Here is a 25836-nt window from a genome sequence, read left to right as displayed (position 1 = left end):
GTTGAAACGACAGTAGATTGCTCGAGTGCTGCCACAGGAGCCTGCGCGATTGTTTCTTTCACTGTCTCAGCTGGCTTTTGGCCGCCCGCGTCGATAATCGCTTGGACATCTTTGCGCGTAATACGACCGCCTGCTCCTGTTCCTACAACGCGGGACAAATCAATGCCATGTTGCTGTGAGAGCATGACAACAGCAGGTGAATAACGTTGTTTTGGTCCATCGACGACTGGTGCTTGCTGAATAGATACAGCCGGCGTAGCTGCCTTTGGCTGCTCGGTTGCAGGTGCTTGTGTAGTCGTAGTTTCCGTCGAGCTAGCAGGCGCTGCAGCTCCACCTTCCGCACCACTTTCTTCTATATATAGGATCAATGTGCCGACAGCGACTGTCTCACCTTCTGGCACGACGATCTCAGTAACGCGTCCTGAAACGGTAGAAGGAACCTCTGCATTTACTTTATCCGTCGTCACTTCAGCCAGCGAGTCGTATTTCTTGACCGTGTCGCCTACATTGACCAACCATTTGCTAATCGTGCCCTCGGTCACGCTCTCTCCGAGCTGGGGCATAAGTACTTTCGTTGCCATGATCCTTGGTCCTCCTCGCCTTAAAAGTTGGCCAGCTCGCGCATTGCTTCCAATACTTTTTCCGGGTTCAGCATAAAGTATTTTTCCATTGGCGGGCTGTATGGCATAGCCGGTACATCTGGACCGCATAGACGTTTAATCGGTGCATCCAAATCGAACAGGCAATGCTCCGCTACAATGGCAGCTACCTCACCGCCAACGCCGCCTTCTTTGTTGTCCTCGTGTACGATCAATACTTTGCCTGTCTTCGAAGCCGCTTCTACAATCGCTTCTTTGTCCAACGGATACAGTGTGCGCAAATCGAGAACATGCGCGCTGATGCCTTCTTGTGCGAGCTTTTCCGCAGCTTGCAGTGCGAAGTGCAGAGTCAAACCGTAGGAGATGACCGTGATATCTGTACCCTCTCGCTTGACGTCCGCTTTACCAATCGGCAGCACATAGTCGTCCTCAGGCACTTCGCCTTTGATTAAACGATAGCAGCGCTTGTGCTCGAAAAAGAGCACCGGATCTTCATCGCGAATGGCTGCTTTCAGTAGACCTTTTGCATCATAAGGTGTCGAAGGTGCCACTACTTTCAAACCAGGGGTGTTCGTGAACATCGCTTCCACAGATTGCGAGTGGTACAGTGCACCATGAACCCCGCCACCGAATGGAGCACGAATCGTGATCGGGCAGTGCCAATCGTTGTTCGAACGATAGCGCATTTTCGCCGCCTCACTGACAATTTGGTTCACAGCTGGCATGATGAAATCCGCGAACTGGATCTCCGCGATTGGACGCATACCGTAAGCTGCCGCACCAATCCCTACACCCACAATAGCGGATTCAGCCAGTGGGGTATCAATCACGCGCTCCTCGCCAAACTCTTCAATCAATCCGTTTGTCGCACGGAAAACCCCACCGCGTACGCCAACGTCTTCTCCGAGGATAAACACATTGGAATCGCGACGCATTTCTTCACGCATCGCCATTGTAATTGCATCAATAAAAGAAATGACTGCCATAAAAGATCCCCCCTTATTCCCCGTATACGTATGTCATTGTCGATTCTGGTGTTGGATATGGCGCGTTTTCTGCATATTCAGTGGCTTCATCCACTTCCAGCTGTACGCGAGCTAGCATATCCGCTTCCTTATGTTCGTCCAAGAGTCCGATCTCTCTCAAATATGCAGCAAAAACAATCAACGGGTCCTTTTTCTTCGCTTCTTCCACTTCTTCTCTCGTCCGATACACACGATCGTCATCGTCGCTAGAGTGCGGAACAAGGCGATACATAACGGCTTCGATCAGCGTTGCCCCTTGACCACTGCGAGCACGTTCAACCGCTTCTTTCATGACACGATACACTTCAATCGGATCGTTTCCGTCAACACTGACTCCAGGGAAGCCGTAACCGATCGCACGGTCTGCTACACTTTCACAAGCCAACTGCTTTTTCAGTGGTACAGAGATCGCGTATTTGTTGTTTTCACAGAAAAAGATAACCGGGAGCTTGTGAACACCCGCAAAGTTCGCACCTTCGTGGAAGTCACCCTGGTTGCTGGAGCCTTCTCCGAACGATGCATACACAACAAAATCTTTTTGCTTCATTCTACCCGCCAAAGCCATACCGACTGCGTGCGGCACTTGGGTAGTAACAGGGCTTGAGCCTGTCAAAATATTGTACTTCTTGCCACCGAAGTGACCTGGCATCTGTCTTCCACCGCTATTCGGATCTTCTGCCTTCGCAAAAGCGGATAGCATGCAATCACGGGCTGTTTGGCCAAAGACCAGCACCAAACCAAGATCGCGATAGTAAGGGCACAAGAAATCTCTGTCTTTTTCCATCGCAAAAGCTGCTCCCACCTGAGCTGCTTCCTGACCCTGGCAGGAAATCACGAACGGTACTTTGCCCGCACGATTCAACAGCCATTGGCGCTCGTCAATTTTTCTGGCCAATAGCATGTAATAATACATGTCAAGGACTTGCGCATCGGTCAATCCCACTTGCTCATGTCGCTTGGTTGTCATCGTTACATACCCCCTTACTAATTGTGTATCGCTTTTCCGTCGACAGCCTGAGCTGCCTCCATGATTGCTTCGGATAAGGATGGATGCGGGTGAATCGTCTGACCGATCTCCCACGGAGTCGCATCCAGTACACGAGCCAAGCCCGCTTCGGAAATCATATCTGTCACATGTGTACCGATCATGTGAACCCCTAACAAATCATTGGTCTTGGCATCAACGACCAACTTCACAAAGCCGTCATTCTCACCGTGGATCAGTGCTTTGCCTAATGGCTTAAAGCTGAACTTGCCGATTTTCACATCGTAGCCTTGTTCTTTTGCTTCTTTTTCAGTGAGTCCGACATTTGCGACTTCAGGTCGGCTATACGTACATTTCGGAACCTTGGTGTAATCCATCGGGTGCGGGTTTAGTCTAGCCATGTGCTCTACCGCAAGTATTCCTTCATGCGAAGCAACATGCGCCAATTGCAGACCGCCAATAACGTCACCAATCGCATAAATATGAGACTCTGCAGTCTGGAAAAATTCATTAACCACGACTACGCCACGCTCAACTTTGATTTCTGTTGCTTCCAAACCGATGTTTTCTACATTCGCTTGGCGTCCTACTGATACGAGTACCTTTTCGGCTTCGAAGGTTTGAACTCCATCCTTGACTTCCGCCTGAATAGATACTTTGCCTTCCCCTTTTTCCAACGATTCAGGCAGCACCTTTGCTCCCGTCACGATGTTGACTTTCCGCTTTTTCAAAAGACGAGCCAATTCCTTGCTCACTTCTTCATCCTCAAACGGCAAAATACGGTCTGCGTACTCCACAACAGTTACTTCCACACCGAAATCATTGAGCATGGATGCCCACTCAATCCCGATGACACCGCCACCAACGATGACAACTGAAGCAGGCAATTGCTCCCACTGCAACGCTTCATCGCTTGTTACCACATAAGATCCGTCGATGACCAAACCTGGAAGTGTGCGTGGACGAGAACCTGTTGCCAGCAAAAGGAATCGTGGAACGATCATTTCTTGATCCCCGTTTTCCTTTTCAATGCGCACAGCACCTGCCTGCGGAGAAAAAATGGAAGGCCCCATGACTCTTCCAAAGCCTTCAAAGACAGTAATGCTGCCTTTTTTCATCAAGTATTGAATCCCTTTGTGAAGTTGGTCGATTATGCCTTGCTTTCGCTCTTGTATTTTCGTAAAGTCATAGCCTACAGTACCTGCCGAGACTCCGTATTTGTCAGCTTCCTTCAGGGTGGAGAATACTTCTGCACTGCGCAATAACGCTTTAGATGGGATGCAACCACGGTGCAAGCAAGTACCACCGAGCTTTTCTTTTTCCACGATTGCTACCTTCATTCCCAACTGGGAAGCGCGGATTGCCGCTACATAACCGCCGGTACCTCCCCCGAGGACGACTAGATCAAACTCTTGAGACACCACGATCTCTCCTTTCATTCGGAAAGCTAACCTGCGTATTTACGAGAATATGAATATTCAAAGAAAACCGTTTATGTATTCCTGACCGCCCCTCCATAGAAGAGCGGACAGGAGTATGAACTTTATAGAAGAAACGAGATTAGCGCTTGTAAACAGTCTTGCCGTTTTGCAGGAAAGTATTACGTGATCTTGCAACACTTGCAATGCGCTCTTCCGCCATGCGGTCAGCAGCTTTGTAGGAAGCCATGCCATCACGTTCAGCGATTTCGTAAATTTTCAGGATGCTGTCATAGATTGTTTCTACTTTTTTCAGTGCACGCTCGCGGTTGTAGCCTTGCAGCTCATCTGCCACATTGATTACACCACCAGCATTGATCACGTAGTCAGGCGCGTAGATCAGACCCATTTCGTGAATTTGGTCGCCGTGCTTCTCTTCTTTCAGCTGGTTGTTAGCTGCCCCTGCAATCACTTTTGCTTTGAAGAGTGGAATGGTGTCATCGTTGATGATTGCACCCAATGCGCAAGGAGAGAAGATATCGCACTCTACGCCAAAGATCTCGTTAACGCCTACGGCTTTCGCACCGAAATCGTTCACTGCACGATCTACGTTTTCTTGATTGATGTCTGTTACGATCAAATGCGCGCCTTCTTCATGCAGATGGCGGCACAGATTGTATGCTACGTTTCCTACACCTTGTACAGCAATCACTCGTCCGGAGAGAGAGTCGGAACCAAACGCCAATTTAGCAGCAGCTTTCATTCCGCGGTAAACACCGTAAGCTGTAACAGGAGATGGGTTACCACTGGAACCAAATGCCGGAGAAACACCTGTGACGAAATCTGTTTCTAGGTGGATCATATCCATGTCTGCTACCGTTGTTCCTACATCCTCAGCTGTGATGTAACGGCCATTCAGCCCTTGAATATAGCGACCGAAAGCACGGAACAGCTCTTCGCTCTTATGCTCGCGTGGATCACCGATGATAACTGCTTTACCACCACCGATGTTCAGTCCAGCTGCAGCGTTTTTGTAAGTCATCCCACGACCGAGACGGAGTACGTCTACAATCGCCTCTTCTTCTGTTTTATAAGGCCACATGCGCGTTCCGCCGAGTGCTGGTCCTAATGTCGTATCATGAATGCAAATGATTGCTTTCAAACCGGAATTTTCGTCTTGGCAAAATACCAATTGCTCGTAATCGTACTTTTGCATGTAGTCAAAGATGTTCACTGAAGAAACCTCCCTAGTATCTTTCGTTTTCCGCTTAAGTAAGCTAGCGTAACAGTGGGCTCCATTTGGAGAATTTCCCGTCAAGAGGTATATGCAAAAGTCATGCCAATAAAATCAAACTCATGAAAGCGCTTTATTTACAAGAACGTGGAATGAGTATCCCGACGTCAAGTCTGCATTTTTTTGCATATACGCGCAAAGATTTGCGTGCAATATTTTGCACGGTTACTTCGTTACTCTTCCTGCACATCCATGATGCCCAATTTTTCCATCTTGTAGTACAAACTGCGAATCGCGATTCCGAGGCGTTTTGCTGTAAGGGTGCGATTGCCTTTGGCTGCTGCCAGTTCCCGCAATATGTGCTGACGTTCTGCCTTTTCTACTGCTTCTTTTAATGTGGTACCAGTGGAACCCTCATGCTGGGCCTCTTCCTTTTTGGTCGAAACGATTCTTCTTTCCAGTGGGGGTAAATGCTCCGGCATGATGATTCGCTCGTTAATCCGCATATGAATCATCGCCCTGCCCAGTACATTTTCTAGCTCGCGTACATTGCCCGGCCAGTGATAGGACAGAAGCATCTGCAATGTTTCTTCATGCAGCTCTTCTACATTCCTACCGTACTCCACATTGGCTTTTCGTAGCAGGTGCATAGCAATCGGCTTAATATCTTCCAAGCGCTGTCTGAGTGGCGGGATATGAATCGGCACGACGTGGAGACGATAGTACAAGTCTTCACGGAAACGTCCCGCTCCGATCGCAGCCTCCAGATTCACATGAGTAGCCGCAATGACGCGAACATCGATGTTGATCGGCTTCGTTCCACCGACTCGCACGACCTCTCGCTCCTGCAGGACGCGCAAAAGCATGACCTGCATGCTCATGGACAGTTCGCCAATCTCGTCCAAAAAGATTGTTCCACCGCTGGCCTCCTCAAACAGCCCCCGCTTTCCTCCTCGACGCGCACCTGTAAACGCACCCTCTTCGTAACCGAAAAGCTCACTCTCCAGGAGGCTCTCTGAGATAGCTGCACAATTGACCCGGATAAATTGGTTGTATTTTCGTTCGCTTGCATTATGTATGGCGTGGGCAAACAGTTCTTTCCCCGTTCCCGATTCCCCACGAAGAAGCACCGTTGCTGGTGTTGACGCCGCTTTTTTGGCTTGCTCGATCGCTTGCTGCATGGACTCGCTATAGCCGATAATGTCTGCAAAGCTATATTTTGCCTCCAGATTGCGGATGATACGACGCGCTTTCTCCAGCTCTTCTGACAGGCGCTTGAATTCGGAGACATCGTGAATGACGCCAACGCTGCCTTTCAGCTCTCCATCGACCAGAACAGGTGCAACATTGACCACGACGTCCTTGCGCTTTGGTCCCAATTTCATGGGGGCGCCTCTCACTGCCTTCTTCGTTTTCAAGACTTGCATGTGCATGCTATCGCCTTCGGAAATATCCACCGTCGCTGGTTTCCCGATAATGTCGTCTTGCGAAAAACCCGTAAGCCTCGTGTAGGCCGGGTTGATCAAAAGTCCATTCCCGTATTGGTCAACGACCGATATCGCTTCGTCCGACGATTGAATAATCGCTTGGAGCATGCTCTGCAAATCTTTCAAGTTCGTCACTTCTTCTGCCAACGCCATGATTTCTGTAATATCACGGAAAATGGCAACAGCTCCGACAACTTCTCCTCGATCATTGCGAACGGGCACACGGTTTGTAATAATCCGCGTCTGATTCGGCAAAACCTGCTCCTGATTCAATTCGGGAGAGCCTGTCTTTAATACAATATGTAACCGAGTGTTCGTTATACGCTCCGAAACTTTTGTATCCAGCACTTCACTCGCCTCGATGCCCATCAATCGCTCTGCGGCTTTGTTGAACAACGTAATAACTCCTTGGCGATTGACCCCGATAATCGCGTCATGCGTGGAGTTCAACATCGTTTCCCGCTCCCGCTGATTTTGCATCAAGACCGCAATCAGCTTATCGCGTTCCCGAATCAATTTCATGACGATTCTCGTAAACGTTCCTGGGATGAGCACTGTCTTATCTTTCTTTAATTGCCTGAGATGCTCATACTCCCCCAGGTCCCCTGTAGCTTCTAAAATGACATCCAGATCCTCATCCAAATAAGGCCGATAATCTTGATCGACGGGAATCCCCAATGATTGGGCCAGCAGTATGCCTGGGGCGTTCGGCCGTTGATCGACAACAGCAACGACTTGTAATCGGTCCATCTGGTTTAGCATCCGCAGGAGTGCTGTTCCACCACGTCCCGCACCAACGATGAGCAGCTTGTGCATGCGAGAGACCCCTCACTTTTTGAACAACCTCTTTACGATCTTACTCGTTACCATTGTACTCCAACAAACCGTTGATGGACAGGCGATCTTCCCTAACGTGCGCTCGTTCATGTGCAACAGGTACGGTGGACAAGGCTGTTCGCATCCGATATGATAAAATGACCATACTGTAGTTGTTGTAGTCGTTTACGCATTCGAGAAAGGGGTGAAAAACCCTTGGTATTTCAGAAAATCATTGCACTCTTAATTATGGTAATCCCGGCAGCAATCGCCATGTACGGAATCAAGTTAATCCGTGACGCATTCTTCTATTCTGCCTCTCCGGATGTTGGATTTTTATGGGGAAAACTCATTCTAGGTATACTGGCTTTCGCCATCCCTGTATGGTTTATTGCCGGATTTATTCTCCATCATGAACGCAAAAAAAATCGCGTACAGCCCCGTTTCATGGTTCCTGAACCTGATGACGAGGACTAGACCAAACCGGACGAACCAGTCTGGTTTTTTTTATTTTCAGCTTCTGTAACTCTCCCCCATTGATCGAGTCGTCTGAGCCAAGCGACCTGTTCAATAACACGCGAAAACGAGCAAAATTCTGCCGCAACCTGCAGGCACAGGAAAAGCACGAGCATACTCGCCTGTACATAAATCGATGTCCCGCTGACAAAGGAAAAGCCTACTGCAAAACCCAAGGCATTCGAACCTGTATCTCCGAGCATGGTTTTGCCGCCAGCGTCATGGGGAAACATGAGCATGCTTGCCATGGTAACAGGGATCAAAAAAATCCAGTTTTCCATCGCCGCACTGGCTCCTAATGTCCATATACCAAAAGCCCCTGCCAGTACAGTCAGGCACCAAAACACTTTGATCGCCCGTGCTGGCCGCAAATCAAACAAGTTAACGATATTGGGTGAGAGTGCAAGTAGACCAAAGGAAACAATACCGGCCCCTAATGAGTTCGAAAGAGTGAAGGAAAGACAAAAAGCCGTGCTTGTCCCGCCTATCAGCTTCCACATGCCACTGGTCATTCGCCTCTCTCGCCAAAACACACCGAAATGTCCGCGAAACCCTTTTGCATCCCGATCTGATGCTCGATCATCACGCCATCCCCAAAAGGCCATTGTGATCATACCTGTTAGAAATAAAAAGCCGTTCAGGAGAAGCTCGCTTTTGGCCCCTCTGAGCAAAAGTAGTCCGATCAGCACTATACCGGTTATTGTGCTCGTACATACGAGGATGAGCCCCCCCGCTGTCAGTACTGGCTCTCCATCGTAATTGAATCGATTCATCCCCAGGGCATTGAGCTTTTGTATGCCGATTTTATACAGCGGACGGTCAAGCACCAGCGGAAAAATGACGGCGACGAGCATCATGAGCATCATGATCTTCGTTTCCACTCTTGGCCCTCCCACCATTTCCAGCACAGCGTTCGGCTAATCGCGACAAACTCTTTCCCGCGATGACTGAAGCCTGCCCAATCGTTTTTCGTTTCACGGTGCGAAAAAAAGACAGGAACCTCTGCTACACGATACCCTGCCCGCAAAGCATCGACAGTGAGCCCCACCTCTAGGCCAAATCCCTTATCTTGACTCCCCAATCGGTCAAGAAGCTCGCGACGTATTGCCCGTTGTCCTGATAATGGGGCTTTTGCTTCAAAACCTGTCAACACCCGAATGCCATGATGGGCCAAGCCTTTTGCTAATCCGAAACCTGCTTTCACTTGCGGAGGTGGAAGAACAGCTACCGCCATATCACAGACATCTTGTAGCACCGGCGTAAGCAAATGTGCCGCTTCTGCTGCGCTGTCTCGCAAATCACCGTCGAGCAGCATGACCACATCCCCACTGGCGCACTTCCAGCCCAGTTGAACAGCTGCACCTTTTCCTTGATTGCGCGGCGCTCGAATCACCATATCCGCCCACTTGCTTGCGATGTGTGCCGTCTCATCTTTACTGCCATCATCAACAACGATTAGTTCATCACAAAAAAAGCGTTCACGGATGGCACGGAGTGTATCACCGATGGAAGCCTGTTCGTTGAACGCTGGGATGACGACGCTAACTTTTTTCACGCGAGCCCTTCCTCTCAGCCAATCTATTTTGCACTTGCTCCAAAAGTGCCCATTGTTTTGCAGGAGAGTCAGGCACTTCTACGACCTGTATCCAGGAATTCACTCGTTTTTCCCGTAGCCAAAGCGGAGCTTGCCTTGCTACCACCAAAAGCATCCCATCTTCCCAACTGTTTCCCTCACGATATGAAACCACTTCCATGCCTACTGAATGCATCAGTTGCTTAATCTGTTCAGCAACCTTGCCATCCTCCTGCCAAACATACAGCTTGCTTCCTGTAAGTTCATCCACATAGCGTCCGCTCATGAGTTGGACGACTTCTTGGTTGCTGCGAGCAACTTCTTTGAGCAATCGATTCATTTGCTGTCTTAATTCATGGTTGCTTTTGAGAGCGCGATCGTACTTTGCTTCCATATTGGAAAGAATGCCTTTTGTTCCTTGCGTTATCCATGAATGGCCTGCCGTCCCTCCTAACAAGATACCTACCCCAAGCGCGACAAATATGGCAGCCAGTGAAATCAAATGATAGCGGAAGGGTATCATGTCTACCTCCATGAAAGTGCGTTGTTCATAAAGTCCAAGTTCGCCACTGGGTCCAAATCATCTGTACAGCATGACGGGTGATCGGATTAATGACGAGCGCGGCTGAAACAGGGAGAAGCATAGCGACTATACACCAACCCCACAGCTTCCATGACTCGCTCGGCCGATAGAGATGACTGACTCCTTTGGCATCAATTAGCTTTGTCCCAATCTTCGTGCGGACCAATAACGTGCTCGCCATACCTTTGCGGCCTTTTTCCAGAAAATCAATCATACTTGTATGGGCACCGATCGTGACGATCAGTTCAGCCTTCTTTTCGTACGCTAACAGCATCGCCACATCTTCGCTCGTACCAGGCGCTGGCAAGACATGATAAGGCAATCCGAGCGTTTTTACGCGAGTCGTTCCAGGTGCTGTCCCATCCACAAAAGCATGTACGACGATCTCCGCTCCGCTTTGGAGCGCTCTGTCCGAGACGCTGTCCATATCTCCCACAATCAGATCTGGACGATACCCTGCTTCCATGAGGGCATCTGCACCGCCATCGACCCCGATTAAAACAGGTCGATATTCCCGAATGTAGGAAGATAGCGTCAGTAAGTCCTCTCTGTAATGTTTCCCGCGAACGACGACAACGACGTGTCGCTGTTCCATTTTTTTTAGTAATTGCACATGGCAAAGTGGTTTTAAAAATAGGTCTTTTTCCTTGCTGGCGTACAAAAGTGTATTGTCGATAAACGAAGAGAGCGTGTCATCCAACTTATCCTGAGCTTCATGCCATCGGTTCAAAATAGAGGGAACCGTCACCTGCTGCAGTCTACATACATGGACCCACTTCTCTTCCAATAGGATGTACAGATTTTCTTCGCGTATCGTTGCATACTTGCCTTCGATCCATTCCATGAATGAATCCGACACATCTACATCCAGTACCTCATAGAGTGTGACACCGTTTGTTAAAAGTTGGCGAGCTCCTTCAGCCGGGTATTGCCCCGTCATGAATGGCGAAAGGTTGAGGACGACTTTTACCCCTCTCTCCACCAAGGACTGTGCTGCTATCTCATCAACGTCCGGATGATCAATGATGGCGATATGATGGGAGTGGAGACGTTTGCACAACTGCTTCGTCTTCAGATCAGCTGCTACGACAGCCGTGTATGAATGTGCTGCAGAACCTTTTTGTTTGCCCACGTTTCCACCTCCGCTTTTAGTATGCTAAATATTTCCTTGCACAATGCAAAAAAAGAAGCTGTGCATCAAATGCACAACCTCTTTTAAGCGAAGCGTTTTCAGTTTAATCTACGCACCTTTGACCAGGTAGTAAATGATTAAACCATCTGCGAACAGGAAAACCACCAAAGATACAAAGCCAAATAAGATTGCAAATGTGTTTTTCGCTTTGATGGAACTCAAACAGCCCCAAGCAATAAAGAATGTGAAGATAAACATCAGGATGTCAAATAAAACGATTTTCATAAACGACAACTCCTTCACCATGATGACGCAAACCGGAATACAATGGCAATTCCATTATATAGCTTCACGTATTATGAGACAAGCATATCCAAATTTGTGAACAAAAAGTTTCACAATTATTTCCCTTTTATTGTGCCACATGTTGCGCTGCCTATCCATATACTCCAGCAATCTTGCTCAATCAATTTTTCTTGCCCAGCTACCTGATCATGGATGGTGTGAACAAGGTCCTTCAGTTCCGCATCAGTCAATTCATGCAGAATGGAGCGGCCTTTTCTTGAAAGCAAGTCAGCTTCCAATTCAGACCAACTATCGTATTCACGTCTTGTCTCCCATAGCGTTGTCTTGTTCACCTGATCAAGCCCCGCGAGCTTCATGGTGTTCTGCACCATTGTATCATCCGGTCTACGCGTCTGTTCTATCTTTAACAAGCGCGGGTATCGGGTAAAGAAATAACCGCGAAAATGAGTCGGCGAGGCTGGCATTTTGACATCGTCCATCGTCCGATCTTGGATCAGGCAAATTCCCCCCGGTGCCAATAGCCTGATCACTTCTTTAAAAAACTTCTGCAAGTCTTGCTCCGGGAAATGATGGATCAAGGCGCGAGCGAATACAATATCCGCACACTGACTCGGCAAGCCTGTTGCGCGGGCATCCCCCTGTGCAAACGAAATCTTCGGATCGTCAGCGCATTGCTCTCTCGCCGCTTCGACCATCACGTAAGAAAAGTCAATGCCCGTGACAGAAGCAGGGCCTAGGCCAGACCAAGCCTTACTATAAATTCCACCGCCACACCCGATGTCCACGACATTTTTTCCCACGGGATTGACGAGTGAGAGGATCGTCTGTCTCCACGAGTCGTCAGCGGTTCTCCCTGTATAGCTCAACTGGTTTTTCTCAGCGTGAAAATCAATTGTCATTCCTGTTTCGCCTCCATGAACTCCAGTCGGTTTCCAAATGGGTCCTCTGTGAAAAAGCGGATAAGGTGAGGAATTTCTTCGTCAATCCGAAACGATACCCCATTCTCTTGCAAATGCTCCATCAGCGAACCAATGTTTTGCACAAGGAACGCCGGATGTGCTTTTTTCGCAGGAATGAATCCTTCCTCTACGCCAATATGAATCATTTGGGCGCCACATTGGAACCATACACCACCTCGAACAAGCAGCTTCTCTGGCTTTGGAACCTCCGGCATTCCTAAAAGCTCACCGAAAAACTTGCGCGCTACGTCCTCCGTTCCTGTTGGTGCTGCTAATTGTACATGGTCGAGCCCAATCCATTCATACTTTGTTGTCATCGTCTTCATTTCCTCCTCTTTTTTTGCAAAGAACCATCCATTCGTCAATCTGATGGGTCATTACTCTGCCTTCGTTTGTGGTAAGTCCTAGATATTCCTTTTGTTCGTCTGTAGCGTTCAGAAGCATTTTTTCCACGGCCGCTTCCTGCTCAGATGATTCGGAAGTGCGCTGAACCCATGGTAAAAATTCAAACCTTTTTTTGCGTTCCTGCTGCTTTTGTGTAATCAAGCCATTCACTTCAAACAAAGCGCGCCATTCACTTACGGAAAGACAGCGAACATGACTGGGATCGCGTGTTTTCTCTACTTTATTTATGAACGCCGAGAGTGACGACTCCTCAGGTGAAACGTTGTCGATGAAGAGAAACAACCCACCAGGGGTCAATACGCGACTCACCTCACGAACAAATGCCGCCGGATCCGGAAAATGATGAGCTGCGATTCGGCATGTGACCATCTCAAATGATTCATCGAGAAACGGGAGAGATTCTGCATCAGCCTGGACATACATCACATTATGGACAAGTGCTGTATCATTGGCCGCAGATGCCGCCATGAGCATCGGGCGAGTCAAATCCGTGGCGACGACCAAGCTCACATGTGGAGCCAATGTCCTCGCTACGTGCCCACCTCCTGTGGCGATATCCAGTGCCCGCCACTTCTCTGCTGGCTGCATCCACTCCACTATCAGTTCCAAATCGCTGCCTTTTGCATGGGTCTTGCTTTGCACGTATTGCTCTGCATTTTTTCCAAATTGCGCTTGAACAGCTTGTTTGATCTCCTCATTCTTCATCAGGAACACCTCCTGCCTACATCATATTCCAATGTTTGTCATCCTTGTTATAGAATACAGATAACTAGTTATCGAGAATTTGAATAGGAGGCAGCTCACAATGGATCGAGAAAGTCTTGAGGTATTTTTAACGATTGCTCGTCATGGATCGATTAATCGCGCTGCACAGGCATTATTTTTGGCGCAATCAACATTGACGCATCGATTGAAGCAGTTAGAGCGCCAGGTTGGGAGTGCGCTTTTTGTTCGCACCGCTTCTGGAGTGAGTCTTACAGGCGAAGGACGTCGGTTACTACCGGTTGCGACGAATATCGTAGAGCAAATGCGTACCTTTATCCAAGAGAAAGAACAGCGCCAATCGATGAACATCGTCGCAGGAAAAGCTTTTGTCGCCTATGAGCTGCCACGACTGATTGGAGAGTACCGGATTGCTCATCCGGGCTTTACCTGCTACGTCCGCTCTACGCTGTACGAGGAGTCCCTTAGCGCTCTGCTAACAGGAACGGCTGATATTGCCTTTCTCGGGAGTGAAATGTATCATCCGCACATCCATCAAGAATTCCTTCCCAGCGATCGGCTCCTGCTCGTCATGGCGCCCAACCATCCTTGGGCAAGTGGGTTTCCAGGTTTTCAGGCATGGGGAACCGAAGAAATGATTGTGTTCGGGAATCACACCGCTCCTTATCGCCAACGGATTGACCGCTATCTGGCGCAGCAGGGAGTTTTTCCGAATATTATTATGGAATTGGACAGCTTCAATGCTGTTAAAAAAATGGTCGAACGCCAGCTAGGGATCACGATCCTGCCGGAAAGAACCATACAACAAGAGCTAGCGACCGGAAGATTGGTCGCCTACGATATCGCAAACGCCGAATTAGTGCGCCCCACACTCATCGCCTACCTGCATCCAAAAAAAGAGGACGATGCTTTCCAGCAATTCGTCCAATGGATCAAGGAACATTATTAACAAAAGTTCAATGTAGTGTTAGTACCGTAAGCTCTGGGCGGCAAAATAAACGAACAGGCAAGATCGTCGTACCCAACCCTCTGGTGGTGTACACAGCCATGCCCCCTACCTGATACAGTCCTTGTACATATTTACGCCCGTATTGCGGCGCCAAAAGATGACCAATGAAGGGCAAGCGCACTTGTCCGCCATGGCTGTGGCCGGACAGTTGGAGATGCACAGGATGCTCTGACGCAATATCAGCAAAATCAGGCTCATGCACCAACAAGATAACGCTGCCCTCCGGCGGGATATTTTCTAGCGCCCTGGGAAGATCAGGTACACCATAGAAAAGGTCATCCACTCCTGCCACGTATAACTGCTGGCCATCTTTGTGTACGGTAACGTGCCGATTATCCAACACTTCAAATCCAGATGCGACTAATCCATCCCGAACTTTTTGTTGTTCACCAGCTCGATAATCGTGGTTGCCCAAAACGGCGAATTTGCCTAATGGAGCTAGGAGCTGATTGAAAAGGGGAACGGCGGCGAATAGAGGTCGCGTCACTTCATCTACGATATCCCCTGTGAAGCAAATCAAATCCGGTTTTTCGCTCTGGATCAAGGCAATAACCGACTCCAACTCTTTCGGTTCAAAATAATGACCGAGATGAACATCACTAAATTGAATGAGCTTTGTCCCCTTAAAGCTTTCTGGCAATCCCGGTATCGTGATGGACAATCGCACGATATCAAGCGCTTTTCGTTCCCATACATGACCGTACACGCCAGTCGCTATAACGAGCCCAATCAATCCCCCTACCCATTTCGTGACTTTGTGGAGAAATGTTTTCCTTGAAATGGGGGCAAGGTTAGGATCATTCACTGTCTTTCTTTCGCTCATACCCATTCACGACAACGTCCAATCTTCCCGTCACCGGGTCAATGAGTAAGCCATGTACCTCCACATTCGGTGGGAGGAGCGGGTGATTTTTAATCGTTTCTACGCTATTTTTCACACTTTCTTCTACACGATCGAATCCGTGCAGCCATTTATGTAAGTTAATCCCTGCATGTTGAAGCGTGGAAAACGTTTGAGCCGAGACTCCTCGCTCCAGCATCTTCTCCATCGTGCGTTTGCTGTCAATCGCACTCATCCCGCAGTCATAATGCCCGACGACCATCACTTCTTCGGCATTCAATTCGTAGATCGCAATAAGAATACTACGCATGATACTCCCAAAAGGATGGGACACGATTGCCCCGGCGCTTTTTACGTGCTTGATATCCCCATTGCGCATGTTCATGGCTTTCGGCAGCAGTTCAACCAAACGGGTATCCATACAAGACAACACGACCAATCGTTTATCAGGAAACTTGGTGGTTTGGTACTTTTCATATTCTTGGTTCGCCACAAATTCATGGTTAAATGCGAGAATTTCATCCAAATTGCGCACTTTCACAGCACCTGCCTCGCTCTTAGTAGTATGTATTTGTTATCGTATGCTTTTCTATTTTACATAGGAGGATCAAAATCTCGCAAGGGACTGTGGCAGTTTCTTATCAATTAGTTCATTTTGTCAGGATGTAATGTTTCTCGTCTGTGTTTCTTTTATCATAACGAATAATTCCAGACACATTGGTTCAGTTCATCCGGAAAGAGTACTTTTTTAGTTATAGTATAAATTTCCTAACTTTGGTAAAATCATCAAAAACATAATTGGGAGAGTTGCAGATTGAAATTAAGACTAGCCTTACTACTTGCAATAGCACTAATCCTTCCAGCCTGTAGTGAAACTGCAAACACACCTGAAGTACCGTTACCTACCTATGTATTAGCCATTGATCGATTTGACGAAGGTACTGGGACTTGGTTCGTTGCTTTGTCAACCGAGTCGAATGATGAAAAGGAATTACGTGCTCTCGTGGAAAATACTCGGACCTTAGCAAAAGACAAGAAAGAGGAAGTTAACTCCATTTCCGTGTCAATTATCAAACCAGATGGAATGATTCCTCCCACTGTTACGGCATTTGGCAGAATTGCCTTGACGAGTAAAGGCATGGAACAAACCGGATTGAGTAGTACCTCTGAAATAGAATTTGAATATAAAAATGCTCCCGCAACAAGTCACAAGTAACCACCTACTACACCAGCTACAGAAACATCTAAGTGACCTCTGTGATTCTATTAAGTAAATTTATGTAATGAAAATCAATGGCCAGGGTTAATATACCTTGGCTTACTTCTTGCCCAGAGACACGTCTAAATTCATTAGTCAATTCATCAGGTTAAAACTTGGAAAAGTTTTTCTAAATGTTCCTTATTAGCGAATGACTCTTCAATCGATAAAAAGGATAATAGGGTAACTGCTTTTTGGGCTTTATCTGCTGCAAACATTTTGTGATGACCATCCAATAAAAAATGACTATAAACCCATACCTCATCATAATGATTTAACGGATATTTTATATCTAGGAAAGAAATGCTCAACGCTGTTGGTGTTTCTTTTACATTCACCCTGTCTTTGTAATCATTAATTGCTATAGGATTTAATGATTCGCTGGGTTGGATGGGTACTATATATTCTTCAATTTTCTTCAGACTGCTTATATTCCTTAGCCCAGCTTTATAGTATTCAGTCCCATATGCCTCTCTTTTCATCCTAGGATACACTTTCAGCAAAGTTGCAATGTAATGACCATTGGGAATGAGACAGGATAAATCAGACATGAAATCTTGGTCCAGTGTATTTATCCCTTGATTTAATTTGTTGGATATTCTTGTTGCGTTTTTCATATCCATTCCTGAAGAGTCGGCATAAAAAAGACAGGTTTCACAATCTATACCTGTATTGGCGATCTCTTTTCCCTCAATGGTTAGAAACCTTTGACGATATCCAGCCCTCTTATACTCAATTGGAGATGTAGAAGAATGGATACTAATTTCTTTGCAGGACAATAGTTTGCTCATTTACTTTTATTCTCCGTTTGAAATAGTGATCAGTATGAACCTTTATATTTAGATGGGTTTTCAACATAACTCTCGAGAACATAGCCACAATTTGTACAGATTCTATGAATGATCGCAGAACTAACCGGAAAAATCTTACCTATGGGTAATACACCCGCATGCCCAGCCTGCCTTCCTTCCCCAATCTCTTTACACCCACATTTTGAGCATTGTTCTGTTAGATTTTCCATTTTGCACCTCGTTTTTATTCTGTTTAGAATATAATTATAGATTACACAAACCATTTTTTGTTACCATTCGGTAAACTTCTGATGAGGTTGCTCGGTCATACTTCGTTGTCCACGACAGAAAAATATGTCCGCTTTACAACTTCTGATCTGAGTGAACAGCATGAAAAAGCCAGTCCCTTAACTAATTTGCTTGACTCTGGAAACAGTCGAAAGAACGGTCAGTTAAAGTTCAAGTAGACTTATTAATCGCATACGAGTTTAAACCGTTTGCTAACCGCATCGATCTCGCGTACCACACCCCACGCTTCCTCTAACGTTCCGAATTTGCCCATACTTTCGCAGAGAAATCCAACATCTTAACACCATTCTCCGTATTGATAGCGTCTGCTTCCGCCTGTGTGTTCGTGAGTATTCGCGTTCCGATATAAACAGCTCCTTTCGTTGAGATAACGCAGAAAGTGCGGTACCATTACGGCGCCGCCCGTGTATTTGGGTGAAACGTTTAGTCGATTCGTCCAATCAGAACGGGCCATATAGTCATTTACTATAAAAGGTGCGTTACTTTAACGAGGGAGTGAAGACATGAAACGAAAGGGTAATAAGAGAACCATTCGACATGTACAGTACGACTGGTATCCGAATCCATACGATCCTTATTCCCTGCCTTATCCACGTTATCCGTATCGCTGGTTTTCAAACTTTGATATATGCGTCATGGAACGAAAACGGTGTGAAAGGCGTTGTTCCTTCATGACTGGCTATGAAAACGTCTTGTGTAACCAGAGGTGTACGGAGGAGTTTGTAGATTGTCAAGAAATTTACGGAGGAGACTGAATCACACTAAGATAAATAGGGGCAGTTCTTACTATACTGTTGCCCCTTATACATACTTCCTCGAATATGCTTTCAATTACCTACACGAAAACGATCAGATGTACTTACTTATACTTAGGTCGCGTGATATCCATTCCCACTTACCATAACCGTCGTTCTCGGACTCAGCTCATTTTCGTAAACGTGATAACGGCGCGAATTCCGTATCCTGTGGATAATTATCGTTTATGCAGCGTGACCCCTAAGATTTCGGAGGGCGTTCACGCCGGGAGCATGCTGCGGATGCAATCGCGTATTTTGTACCGCACAGGTTCGCTTTATAAACGTTAAATAGCGTTAGCGATGCATTTACCGCAGTCGGAAAGGCTTGCGTATGCTTTTTCACTTTGTCGCACTAAAGCATTAGTACAAATAAAAAGAAACGCCACCCAATTCGGGCAACGTTGCTTTCGAAGTGCACATTCGGTTTTTTCGGAACGACAGCTGCACAATTTATCGCAGAATTTACGGGAACAGACCGATTAGCCACCGTTCAAAAACGTCGTAATGACACGATCTTAGCTAATCTTCGCCTCAATCCGCAGCTTGTCCGCCACCATGGCAATAAACTCACTGTTGGTCGGCTTTGCCTTGGTGTTGGAAATCGTATAACCAAACAAACTGGAGATAGAGTCCAAATTACCACGGGACCACGCTACTTCAATCGCATGACGGATGGCACGTTCTACACGACTTGCAGTTGTATTGAATTTCTTGGCAATGTCCGGATACAGGACTTTGGTAATCGAACCGAGCAGCTCAACATCGTTGTATACCATTGTAATCGCTTCCCGCAAATACAAATAGCCTTTGATATGTGCAGGAACTCCAATCTCATGAATGATGCTTGTGATGCTCGCGTCCAAATTACGTCCGCGGATTTGCAATGTAGCTTGCGGTTTTACAGAAGAAACAAAAGAAGAGGCAGGTTTGGTTGTAATGATTTGACGGATGCGCTGAGCCAGCACCTCCATATCAAACGGTTTCAAAATGTAGTATGCGGCTCCCAGCTCTACTGCTTTCTTCGTAATCTCTTCCTGCCCGAAAGCAGTCAACATGATAATTTTAGGTTGAGGACTTAAGCGCATGGCCTGAATTTGCTCCAAAACAGCCAAGCCATCCAGATGTGGCATGATGATATCCAAAATTAATACATCGGGTACACGTTCCTGCAGCAGTCGAACTACCTCATTGCCGTTGTAAGCAACACCCACAACATTCATGTCATACTGGCTACTGATGTACTCTTCCAACAGATTTACAAATTCACGGTTATCATCTGCCAACAACACTTCAATCTTGCTCAAGGTCGTTCCTCCTAACAATGGACGGTCTTTTGGAAAGAAGGTGGCGTTCTAGAGGTTAACAAATCTAAAAGGATTAGTCCATACCATCTTTTCTCTACAAAAATTATTCGACAAAGCAAATTCCATTCCTGCCAATGACGAAAGATTGAATGATTTAACTGATATTTCGACAAAGAATCCTTTCATTTCTAATCGATTCGTCAAAGGACTGCAAAAATCGAAAAAGCCGCCTCGCTTCGTTCGCGTGACGGCACTTCATTCAGGCAGCTTTGGTTGTATTGGTCCGAGATTCGGCAGTACCTCGCACATTCACGCCAGCATCCTGAAGCATCCATTCAATGTAGCAGCCGTATCCCGAAGTAGGATCATTGACAAACACATGCGTGACGGCACCGACAATCTTACCTTTTTGAATGATGGGGCTGCCGCTCATCCCCTGTACGATGCCACCTGTCTTTTCCAAAAGGCGTTTGTCCGTGACTTTAATGATCATCCCTTTGGTTGCAGGAAAATGCTGCTTGACCACGTTTGCGATCTCAATATCGAACTCTTCTACCTTCTGACCTTCCACGACAGTAAGAATTTTGGCTGGCCCTTCCTCTACCTGCTCAGCAAGAGCAATTGGTAACGGCTCCTGGTAATAGCTGCGTTTGGGCTCGTCCTTCATTTTGCCGAAAATGCCAAAAGGGGTGTTTTTGGTTATATTTCCGAGAACTTCACTTTCATTGTAGAAACGTGCAAATTTCTCCCCTGGGTTGCCACTTTGTCCTTTTTCAATCGATGTGACACTCGCTTGCACGATCTGGCCATCTCCTACGACAATGGCTTGACCAGTATCAACGTCGGAAATGACGTGCCCTAATGCCCCGTACGCTTTGGAATTCGGATCAAAAAAGGTCAGTGTCCCTACTCCTGCCGCTGAATCCCGAATATAGAGACCCATACGGTATTCACTGTCTTTTTTGTCTTTTGCTGGGTGCAAAGTGAGCGAAAGCTTTTCCTTGCCACGAACGACAAGCAATTGAACGGAATGATTCTTTTTCCCCGTTTCGTTAATCAATTTCTTTACGTCGTTCATGTCATTGATGTACATGTCGTTCATTTTGATAATCATGTCACCGACGTGTATACCTGCCTGTTCACCTGGAGAAAACTTGTTTTTACCATCGTCTACTAAATGATGACCGACAACCAAAACACCCGCTGTTTGCAGCTTCACCCCGATTGACTGTCCACCAGGGTACAACCGCAGATCTGGCAATACATTTACTTTTACAGCAGTCAGCGGAATGTTATGCCACTTCACCTGCAATTGGGCTTCCCCAGCCCTACGCGGTTCAACGGACATAGGCCTGCTCAAATCAACGGATACCTCTCGCGCCTCTGTCCCGTTAACGTGCAAAATATCAGGATTGCTATTGATTAGCGTGCCCATTACCGGCACAGAGACCCGCAGTTGTTCGAGGGACCCTTCCATCAAACGCAATTCACGGGGAAAGGAGGACAGATCGCGGAACGGGGTGGAACTCACGACAAGCGCCGTGATGAGGAGAAGGAGACTTCCCATCCATTTTCTTTTGTTTTGTCGGATCACCAGTAATCACTCCTACCGTTCCCTACCTACACCTACAAAACAAAACGGTCAGGTCCGTTTTGATTGACCGCAAGCGGTCATGAGGGACACCTCCACCTTGTGTACCTTTAATGTTGCCACCAGCCAAGCGGATTATGTCAGGAAAATAACCCACTCTGAACATTAGAAAACCAGGCATCACCAAGCCCTTGACGATTCCATTGCTGCACTTTTATAAACGAAAAAAAGACTGCCAACTTAAATTAGCTGACAGTCTTTCTTTCACGGCCGAGAAGGATCATCTCGCGCGCATGTTCTTCTGTTTTTGCTGTTACTTCTGCCCCGCTTAGCATACGAGCCAGCTCTGATACCCGTTCATCATCAGACAAACGATTCACCCGCGTCTCTGTTTCATTCTCGCTCATTTCCTTTTTGATCAGAAAATGCGCGTCTGCCATGGATGCGACCTGTGGCAAGTGCGTAATGCACAGAACTTGGCGCTGCCCAGCGACTCGGGCGAGCTTTTCTGCTATCGCTTGAGCGGCTCTTCCGCTTACACCCGTGTCGACTTCATCAAAAATAAGAGTCTCCACTTGATCAGTACCCGCCAAAATCGTTTTAATGGCCAGCATGACGCGAGACAGCTCCCCGCCAGAAGCAATCTTAGCCAAGGGACGCAATGGCTCACCCGGGTTAGGTGAGATTAAAAACTCGATCTGATCCATTCCGTTCGCATCTACGAATCGCTTGATTCCGTCAATTTCTACCCCGTCATCATCCGGCGTCTGTCTGACATCAATGGCAAAACGAGCACGCTCCATGTGCAGTTCTTTTAGCTGCTGCTCGATTTCTTGTGCGAGTTTTCCTGCGCATTCGGAACGAATGACCGACAACTCCAATGCCTCCACTGCCAAATCGGCTGCAAACTCCTGCAATTGCTTTTCCACCTGCTGGAGGCGGTCTTCGTAGTGATGCATATCATCCAATTCATCCTGAATTGTGGCAGCGTACTCCAAAATGTCGTCTACACTTTTGCCATACTTGCGTTTTAACGACTGAATCTGATCAAGACGGCGTTCTACTTCTGCCAACTGCTCCGGTTCAAAATCCATTTGATACGACAATTGACGAAGGTTATGTACCACATCTTCTATCTGATAGTATGCCGATTGGACCGTCTCCAAAATCGGAACGAGCTGTTCTTCGTAGTTCACACCACGCTCGAGCTCTCCCATAGCATGTCCTAACCAATCCATGCCCTTTTGGTCACCATGCAAGGCGCGATATGCATCTTGAATCGTTGAATAAACTTTTTCAATGTTCATCCACTTTTTCCGCTGCTGCAAGAGCTTCTCGTCTTCACCAGGCGTGAGGGTTGCCGCCTCAATTTCATCGAGCTGATATTGCAATAGATCCATACGCTGTACCAGCTCACGATCATTACGTGCCATACGCTCCAGATCTTGCTTTGTTTTGCGGTAAGTAGCATACAGGGTGCCGTACTCTTGCTTCGCAGATCCCAATGCACTTTCCCCATATGCATCGAGCCAATTGATATGCTTGTCTGACTGCATCAGCATATGCGTATCGTGTTGTCCATGCACCGTAACCAGCCATGGCCCTAACTCACGCAGCATAGCGAGAGTCACGAGCTGGCCGTTGATTCGAATAATGCTCTTCCCTTGATTCGATATATCTCGGCGTACCACGAGCATACCGTCTTGCTCAATCTGGACACCGACATTCTTACAAACGTCAAGTCCAGGATGACCAGGCGGCAATTCAAACAGCCCTTCCACTTCTGCACGAGGCTCACCGTAACGGACAAAATCAGCCGAAGCCCGGCCTCCTAATAGCAGTCCAAGCGCATCGATAATGATGGATTTACCAGCACCAGTCTCACCTGTAAGGATGTTTAAGCCTTTTTGGAAAGAGACCGTCACTGATTTGATGATGGCAAAATTTCGGATCGAGAGTTCCACTAGCATCGCAAGCGACCACCTTCTACAACATTTCCATTAAGCGTTTCGTCACTTCGTTGGTATTTTCTTTGGAACGGCAAATAATCAGGATGGTGTTGTCGCCACTGATTGTCCCCATGATTTCTTCCCATGGAAGGTTGTCGATCAGTTCAGCTACCGCATTCGCATGTCCCGAAAGTGTCTTCAGTACAATAAAATGATCAGCTTGGTCAATGCTAATAAAGGAATCCACAAGCATGCGTTTTAGCTTTTGCAGTGGATTGAATTTTTGTTCAGCAGGCATTGAATACTTATATCGTCCATCAGGGAGCGGAACTTTTACCAAGTGTAGTTCCTTGATGTCTCGGGATACAGTCGCTTGCGTCACGTTAAAGCCAGCAGTCCGCAAGCGGTCCACCAGCTCATCCTGTGTTTCCACCTCTTGATTGCTGATGATATCCCGAATACGAATATGTCGTTGCCCTTTGTTCATATGGATTACTCCCATTCCCCTTGTAATTTCGTTCGTATTGCTTCGAAAAAGCCACCTTTTTTCCACTTAATCAGCGGGGTAACACACGGTGACTTTTTAATGTAAATCTGATCGCCGCCCTCGAGTCGATAACCAAACTGCCCGTCAATGGACAGTCCCATCTCTTGATGAATGGCATCCACTTCGACCCGGATCGTTTGATTGCCTGACAGTACCAATGGCCGAGCTGTCAAGGAATGAGGAGCCACTGGCGTCAGTAATAGCATGTCCACATTGGGCGCCACTATTGGACCGCCTGCTGAAAGTGAGTATGCCGTTGATCCTGTTGGCGTAGAGACAATAACTCCATCTCCGCTAAACGTCGCCACGTACTCATCATCCAGAAAGACCGCACATTGAATGATCCGGCAAAATGACCCTTTTGCAATCCCAATATCATTCATGGCTGTGTATGTCCCCAGTGTGGTTCCTTTTCGCACCAAACAAGCTTCCAGCATCGCTCTCTTTTCAATGTCGTACTTTCCAGATAGGAGATTGTCTACAGCCTGAGGCAGATGCTCCGGTTCCGCTTCCGACAAAAAGCCCAACGTGCCTAAATTAATTCCAAAGATCGGGATAGAGTGACCGGCAAGCTGGCGAGCAATTCTGAGTAGCGTGCCATCGCCCCCTAATACACAAACCAAATCCGCCTGCTTCCCCATCTCTTCTACAGATGCGCCCAGTTCTGGATGCCCTACATCTGATGCGACATTTTCATCCAGGAATACCTGCGCCCCTCTGTCTTCAAGTAAATACAGCAGTTCCCTTGCAACGATTCGTGCTTCGGGTTTTCCTTTGTTCGCTATGATTCCAATTTTCTTCACGTGGTCCACCCCAAAACTGGTTGGTTGGAAATCCTTCTTGAACAACCTCATATACAAGTATACAACTTCACATGCATAAATAAAAAGCCTCGATTGTGACAAAACTCCCGAGGCTTTGGTTTTTTATCCTATTTCAAATTCGCATGAGCAGACGCAACAACCTCTGATACGCATTGCAACCAAGCTTCTGAATCCATGCCGCCCTCACTTTTCTGGGCATGCATAACAAATTCAATATTTCCTTCTCCCCCTGTAATTGGAGAGTAATCCAAGCCTTTTAGAGCGAAACCCAATCCGCTGGCAAATTGACCGATGTCAGTCAGTACGCTCTCGTGTACTTCTGGATCACGGACAATTCCATTCTTTCCGACTCTATCCTTGCCAGCTTCAAATTGAGGCTTGACCAGCGCAACGACGTCACCGCCCTCGAGCAGAAAACGGTACAGCACCGGCAAGATCAATCGCAGCGAAATAAACGATACGTCAATCGATGCCGCGTTTGGGCGTTCATGTTCAAAAGCTTCCGTGTCCATATGACGAAAATTCGTCCGTTCCATGACGACCACTCGTTCATCTTGTCGCAAGCTCCACGCGAGCTGTCCGTACCCGACATCAATGGCGTATACAAGTCGCGCACCGTTTTGTAGCGCACAGTCCGTAAATCCGCCAGTGGAGGCACCGATGTCCATCATGACACGATCCTTCATGTCGATTTCAAAGACACGCAATGCCTTTTCCAACTTGAGGCCACCCCGACTCACATAAGGATGTACCTCGCCCTTCACCGTAATCGCAACATCCTCGGCAAATTTCGTTCCCGGCTTGTCACAGCGTTCGCCAGCTACTTGCACTAGTCCTGCCATTACGGCTGGTTTT

The 25836-nt window shown here is 47.3% G+C and carries 26 protein-coding genes; 3 read left to right on the top strand and 23 right to left on the bottom strand.

Annotated features, from left to right (window positions below; translation table 11 throughout):
• From PMI05_RS10180 to PMI05_RS10155, 6 genes are all read right to left on the bottom strand, one after another.
• On the bottom strand, positions 1-581 hold a 581-nt coding region (locus tag PMI05_RS10180; RefSeq protein WP_007720848.1), incomplete at its 3' end, for a biotin/lipoyl-containing protein.
• A gap of 20 nt (positions 582-601) precedes the next feature.
• Positions 602-1585, bottom strand: a complete 984-nt coding sequence (locus PMI05_RS10175) for an alpha-ketoacid dehydrogenase subunit beta (protein WP_007720847.1) — start codon at positions 1583-1585, stop codon at positions 602-604.
• 13 nt (positions 1586-1598) lie between these two features.
• The gene (locus tag PMI05_RS10170) at positions 1599-2591 is read right to left on the bottom strand and encodes a thiamine pyrophosphate-dependent dehydrogenase E1 component subunit alpha (protein ID WP_007720845.1); all 993 of its coding nucleotides are present in this window, start codon (positions 2589-2591) and stop codon (positions 1599-1601) included.
• 17 nt (positions 2592-2608) lie between these two features.
• Positions 2609-4030 carry a dihydrolipoyl dehydrogenase gene (lpdA, locus tag PMI05_RS10165; RefSeq protein WP_039960555.1) on the bottom strand — a complete coding sequence of 474 codons (1422 nt, stop codon included), beginning with the start codon at positions 4028-4030 and terminating at the stop codon, positions 2609-2611.
• A 139-nt stretch (positions 4031-4169) separates the two neighbouring features.
• Positions 4170-5261, bottom strand: a complete 1092-nt coding sequence (locus tag PMI05_RS10160) for a Glu/Leu/Phe/Val dehydrogenase dimerization domain-containing protein (RefSeq protein ID WP_007720838.1) — start codon at positions 5259-5261, stop codon at positions 4170-4172.
• 233 nt (positions 5262-5494) lie between these two features.
• Entirely contained in the window at positions 5495-7564 is a 2070-nt protein-coding gene (locus tag PMI05_RS10155) for a sigma-54-dependent Fis family transcriptional regulator (RefSeq protein ID WP_007720836.1), read from the bottom strand.
• A gap of 216 nt (positions 7565-7780) precedes the next feature.
• Between PMI05_RS10155 and PMI05_RS10150 the strand changes: the two genes are divergently transcribed.
• The gene (locus PMI05_RS10150; RefSeq protein ID WP_007720834.1) at positions 7781-8041 is read left to right on the top strand and encodes a DUF2627 domain-containing protein; all 261 of its coding nucleotides are present in this window, start codon (positions 7781-7783) and stop codon (positions 8039-8041) included.
• Here PMI05_RS10150 and PMI05_RS10145 read toward each other — a convergent pair.
• From PMI05_RS10145 to PMI05_RS10115, 8 genes are all read right to left on the bottom strand, one after another.
• Positions 8038-8961 (bottom strand): hypothetical protein, encoded by a 924-nt coding sequence (locus PMI05_RS10145; protein WP_007720832.1) that lies wholly within the window; start codon positions 8959-8961, stop codon positions 8038-8040. The two genes, PMI05_RS10150 and PMI05_RS10145, sit on opposite strands and share 4 nt — an antisense overlap.
• The gene (locus PMI05_RS10140; protein ID WP_007720830.1) at positions 8943-9635 is read right to left on the bottom strand and encodes a glycosyltransferase family 2 protein; all 693 of its coding nucleotides are present in this window, start codon (positions 9633-9635) and stop codon (positions 8943-8945) included. Before PMI05_RS10140 ends, PMI05_RS10145 begins: the two co-directional genes overlap by 19 nt.
• The gene (locus PMI05_RS10135; RefSeq protein ID WP_007720828.1) at positions 9622-10176 is read right to left on the bottom strand and encodes a copper transporter; all 555 of its coding nucleotides are present in this window, start codon (positions 10174-10176) and stop codon (positions 9622-9624) included. Before PMI05_RS10135 ends, PMI05_RS10140 begins: the two co-directional genes overlap by 14 nt.
• Before the next feature lie 25 nt (positions 10177-10201).
• On the bottom strand, positions 10202-11368 hold the full coding sequence (steA, locus tag PMI05_RS10130) for a putative cytokinetic ring protein SteA (protein WP_007720825.1): 1167 nt from the start codon (positions 11366-11368) through the stop codon (positions 10202-10204).
• Positions 11369-11476: 108 nt separating this feature from the next.
• Positions 11477-11653: a DUF2759 family protein gene (locus tag PMI05_RS29950; protein WP_007720823.1), complete on the bottom strand. Its 177-nt coding sequence runs from the start codon at positions 11651-11653 to the stop codon at positions 11477-11479.
• A gap of 116 nt (positions 11654-11769) precedes the next feature.
• On the bottom strand, positions 11770-12573 hold the full coding sequence (locus tag PMI05_RS10125) for a class I SAM-dependent methyltransferase (RefSeq protein ID WP_007720821.1): 804 nt from the start codon (positions 12571-12573) through the stop codon (positions 11770-11772).
• Entirely contained in the window at positions 12570-12950 is a 381-nt protein-coding gene (locus tag PMI05_RS10120; protein WP_007720820.1) for a VOC family protein, read from the bottom strand. Before PMI05_RS10120 ends, PMI05_RS10125 begins: the two co-directional genes overlap by 4 nt.
• A complete protein-coding gene (locus PMI05_RS10115) occupies positions 12934-13743 on the bottom strand; it encodes a class I SAM-dependent methyltransferase (RefSeq protein ID WP_007720818.1) in 810 nt (269 codons plus the stop codon). The genes PMI05_RS10120 and PMI05_RS10115 overlap by 17 nt, the downstream gene beginning before the upstream one ends.
• A 100-nt stretch (positions 13744-13843) precedes the next feature.
• Here PMI05_RS10115 and PMI05_RS10110 point away from each other — a divergent pair, with 100 nt between their 5' ends.
• Positions 13844-14710: a LysR family transcriptional regulator gene (locus tag PMI05_RS10110; protein ID WP_007720816.1), complete on the top strand. Its 867-nt coding sequence runs from the start codon at positions 13844-13846 to the stop codon at positions 14708-14710.
• Positions 14711-14717: 7 nt separating this feature from the next.
• Here PMI05_RS10110 and PMI05_RS10105 read toward each other — a convergent pair whose 3' ends face one another.
• The gene (locus tag PMI05_RS10105; RefSeq protein WP_052006423.1) at positions 14718-15593 is read right to left on the bottom strand and encodes a metallophosphoesterase; all 876 of its coding nucleotides are present in this window, start codon (positions 15591-15593) and stop codon (positions 14718-14720) included.
• Positions 15568-16146 carry a carbonic anhydrase gene (locus tag PMI05_RS10100; protein WP_039960550.1) on the bottom strand — a complete coding sequence of 193 codons (579 nt, stop codon included), beginning with the start codon at positions 16144-16146 and terminating at the stop codon, positions 15568-15570. Before PMI05_RS10100 ends, PMI05_RS10105 begins: the two co-directional genes overlap by 26 nt.
• A 279-nt stretch (positions 16147-16425) precedes the next feature.
• Here PMI05_RS10100 and PMI05_RS10095 point away from each other — a divergent pair, with 279 nt between their 5' ends.
• On the top strand, positions 16426-16827 hold the full coding sequence (locus PMI05_RS10095) for a hypothetical protein (protein ID WP_007720803.1): 402 nt from the start codon (positions 16426-16428) through the stop codon (positions 16825-16827).
• A gap of 146 nt (positions 16828-16973) precedes the next feature.
• Here PMI05_RS10095 and PMI05_RS10090 read toward each other — a convergent pair whose 3' ends face one another.
• The 7 genes from PMI05_RS10090 to PMI05_RS10060 form a co-directional block, all read right to left on the bottom strand.
• The gene (locus tag PMI05_RS10090) at positions 16974-17660 is read right to left on the bottom strand and encodes a hypothetical protein (protein ID WP_007720800.1); all 687 of its coding nucleotides are present in this window, start codon (positions 17658-17660) and stop codon (positions 16974-16976) included.
• Positions 17661-19281: 1621 nt separating this feature from the next.
• The gene (gene spo0A / locus PMI05_RS10085) at positions 19282-20070 is read right to left on the bottom strand and encodes a sporulation transcription factor Spo0A (protein WP_007720793.1); all 789 of its coding nucleotides are present in this window, start codon (positions 20068-20070) and stop codon (positions 19282-19284) included.
• A 259-nt stretch (positions 20071-20329) separates the two neighbouring features.
• Positions 20330-21664 (bottom strand): SpoIVB peptidase, encoded by a 1335-nt coding sequence (gene spoIVB, locus PMI05_RS10080; RefSeq protein ID WP_007720791.1) that lies wholly within the window; start codon positions 21662-21664, stop codon positions 20330-20332.
• 242 nt (positions 21665-21906) lie between these two features.
• Complete coding sequence (gene recN / locus PMI05_RS10075; protein ID WP_007720789.1) at positions 21907-23631, bottom strand: DNA repair protein RecN; 1725 nt, start codon at positions 23629-23631, stop codon at positions 21907-21909.
• A 16-nt stretch (positions 23632-23647) separates the two neighbouring features.
• Positions 23648-24097 carry a transcriptional regulator AhrC/ArgR gene (gene ahrC, locus PMI05_RS10070; protein WP_007720787.1) on the bottom strand — a complete coding sequence of 150 codons (450 nt, stop codon included), beginning with the start codon at positions 24095-24097 and terminating at the stop codon, positions 23648-23650.
• 5 nt (positions 24098-24102) lie between these two features.
• Positions 24103-24960 carry an NAD(+)/NADH kinase gene (locus PMI05_RS10065; protein WP_007720786.1) on the bottom strand — a complete coding sequence of 286 codons (858 nt, stop codon included), beginning with the start codon at positions 24958-24960 and terminating at the stop codon, positions 24103-24105.
• Between the two features lie 128 nt (positions 24961-25088).
• On the bottom strand, positions 25089-25836 hold a 748-nt coding region (locus PMI05_RS10060), incomplete at its 5' end, for a TlyA family RNA methyltransferase (protein WP_007720783.1).

The sequence above is a fragment of the Brevibacillus sp. BC25 genome (assembly GCF_000282075.1).
Classification (GTDB): domain Bacteria; phylum Bacillota; class Bacilli; order Brevibacillales; family Brevibacillaceae; genus Brevibacillus.
Note: the sequence above shows the minus strand (reverse complement) of the source record. Positions and strands in the feature narration are given on the sequence as shown.

What these genes read in the sequence shown, in the direction of transcription:
- PMI05_RS10175 (WP_007720847.1), bottom strand. Translation starts at nt 1,585, where the DNA reads ATGGCAGTCATTTCTTTTATTGATGCAATTACAATGGCGATGCGTGAA.
- PMI05_RS10170 (WP_007720845.1), bottom strand. Translation starts at nt 2,591, where the DNA reads ATGACAACCAAGCGACATGAGCAAGTGGGATTGACCGATGCGCAAGTC.
- PMI05_RS10155 (WP_007720836.1), bottom strand. Translation starts at nt 7,564, where the DNA reads ATGCACAAGCTGCTCATCGTTGGTGCGGGACGTGGTGGAACAGCACTC.
- PMI05_RS10135 (WP_007720828.1), bottom strand. Translation starts at nt 10,176, where the DNA reads ATGATACCCTTCCGCTATCATTTGATTTCACTGGCTGCCATATTTGTC.
- PMI05_RS29950 (WP_007720823.1), bottom strand. Translation starts at nt 11,653, where the DNA reads ATGAAAATCGTTTTATTTGACATCCTGATGTTTATCTTCACATTCTTT.
- PMI05_RS10125 (WP_007720821.1), bottom strand. Translation starts at nt 12,573, where the DNA reads ATGACAATTGATTTTCACGCTGAGAAAAACCAGTTGAGCTATACAGGG.
- PMI05_RS10120 (WP_007720820.1), bottom strand. Translation starts at nt 12,950, where the DNA reads ATGACAACAAAGTATGAATGGATTGGGCTCGACCATGTACAATTAGCA.
- PMI05_RS10115 (WP_007720818.1), bottom strand. Translation starts at nt 13,743, where the DNA reads ATGAAGAATGAGGAGATCAAACAAGCTGTTCAAGCGCAATTTGGAAAA.
- PMI05_RS10110 (WP_007720816.1), top strand. Translation starts at nt 13,844, where the DNA reads ATGGATCGAGAAAGTCTTGAGGTATTTTTAACGATTGCTCGTCATGGA.
- PMI05_RS10105 (WP_052006423.1), bottom strand. Translation starts at nt 15,593, where the DNA reads ATGAGCGAAAGAAAGACAGTGAATGATCCTAACCTTGCCCCCATTTCA.
- PMI05_RS10090 (WP_007720800.1), bottom strand. Translation starts at nt 17,660, where the DNA reads ATGAGCAAACTATTGTCCTGCAAAGAAATTAGTATCCATTCTTCTACA.
- recN (WP_007720789.1), bottom strand. Translation starts at nt 23,631, where the DNA reads ATGCTAGTGGAACTCTCGATCCGAAATTTTGCCATCATCAAATCAGTG.
- ahrC (WP_007720787.1), bottom strand. Translation starts at nt 24,097, where the DNA reads ATGAACAAAGGGCAACGACATATTCGTATTCGGGATATCATCAGCAAT.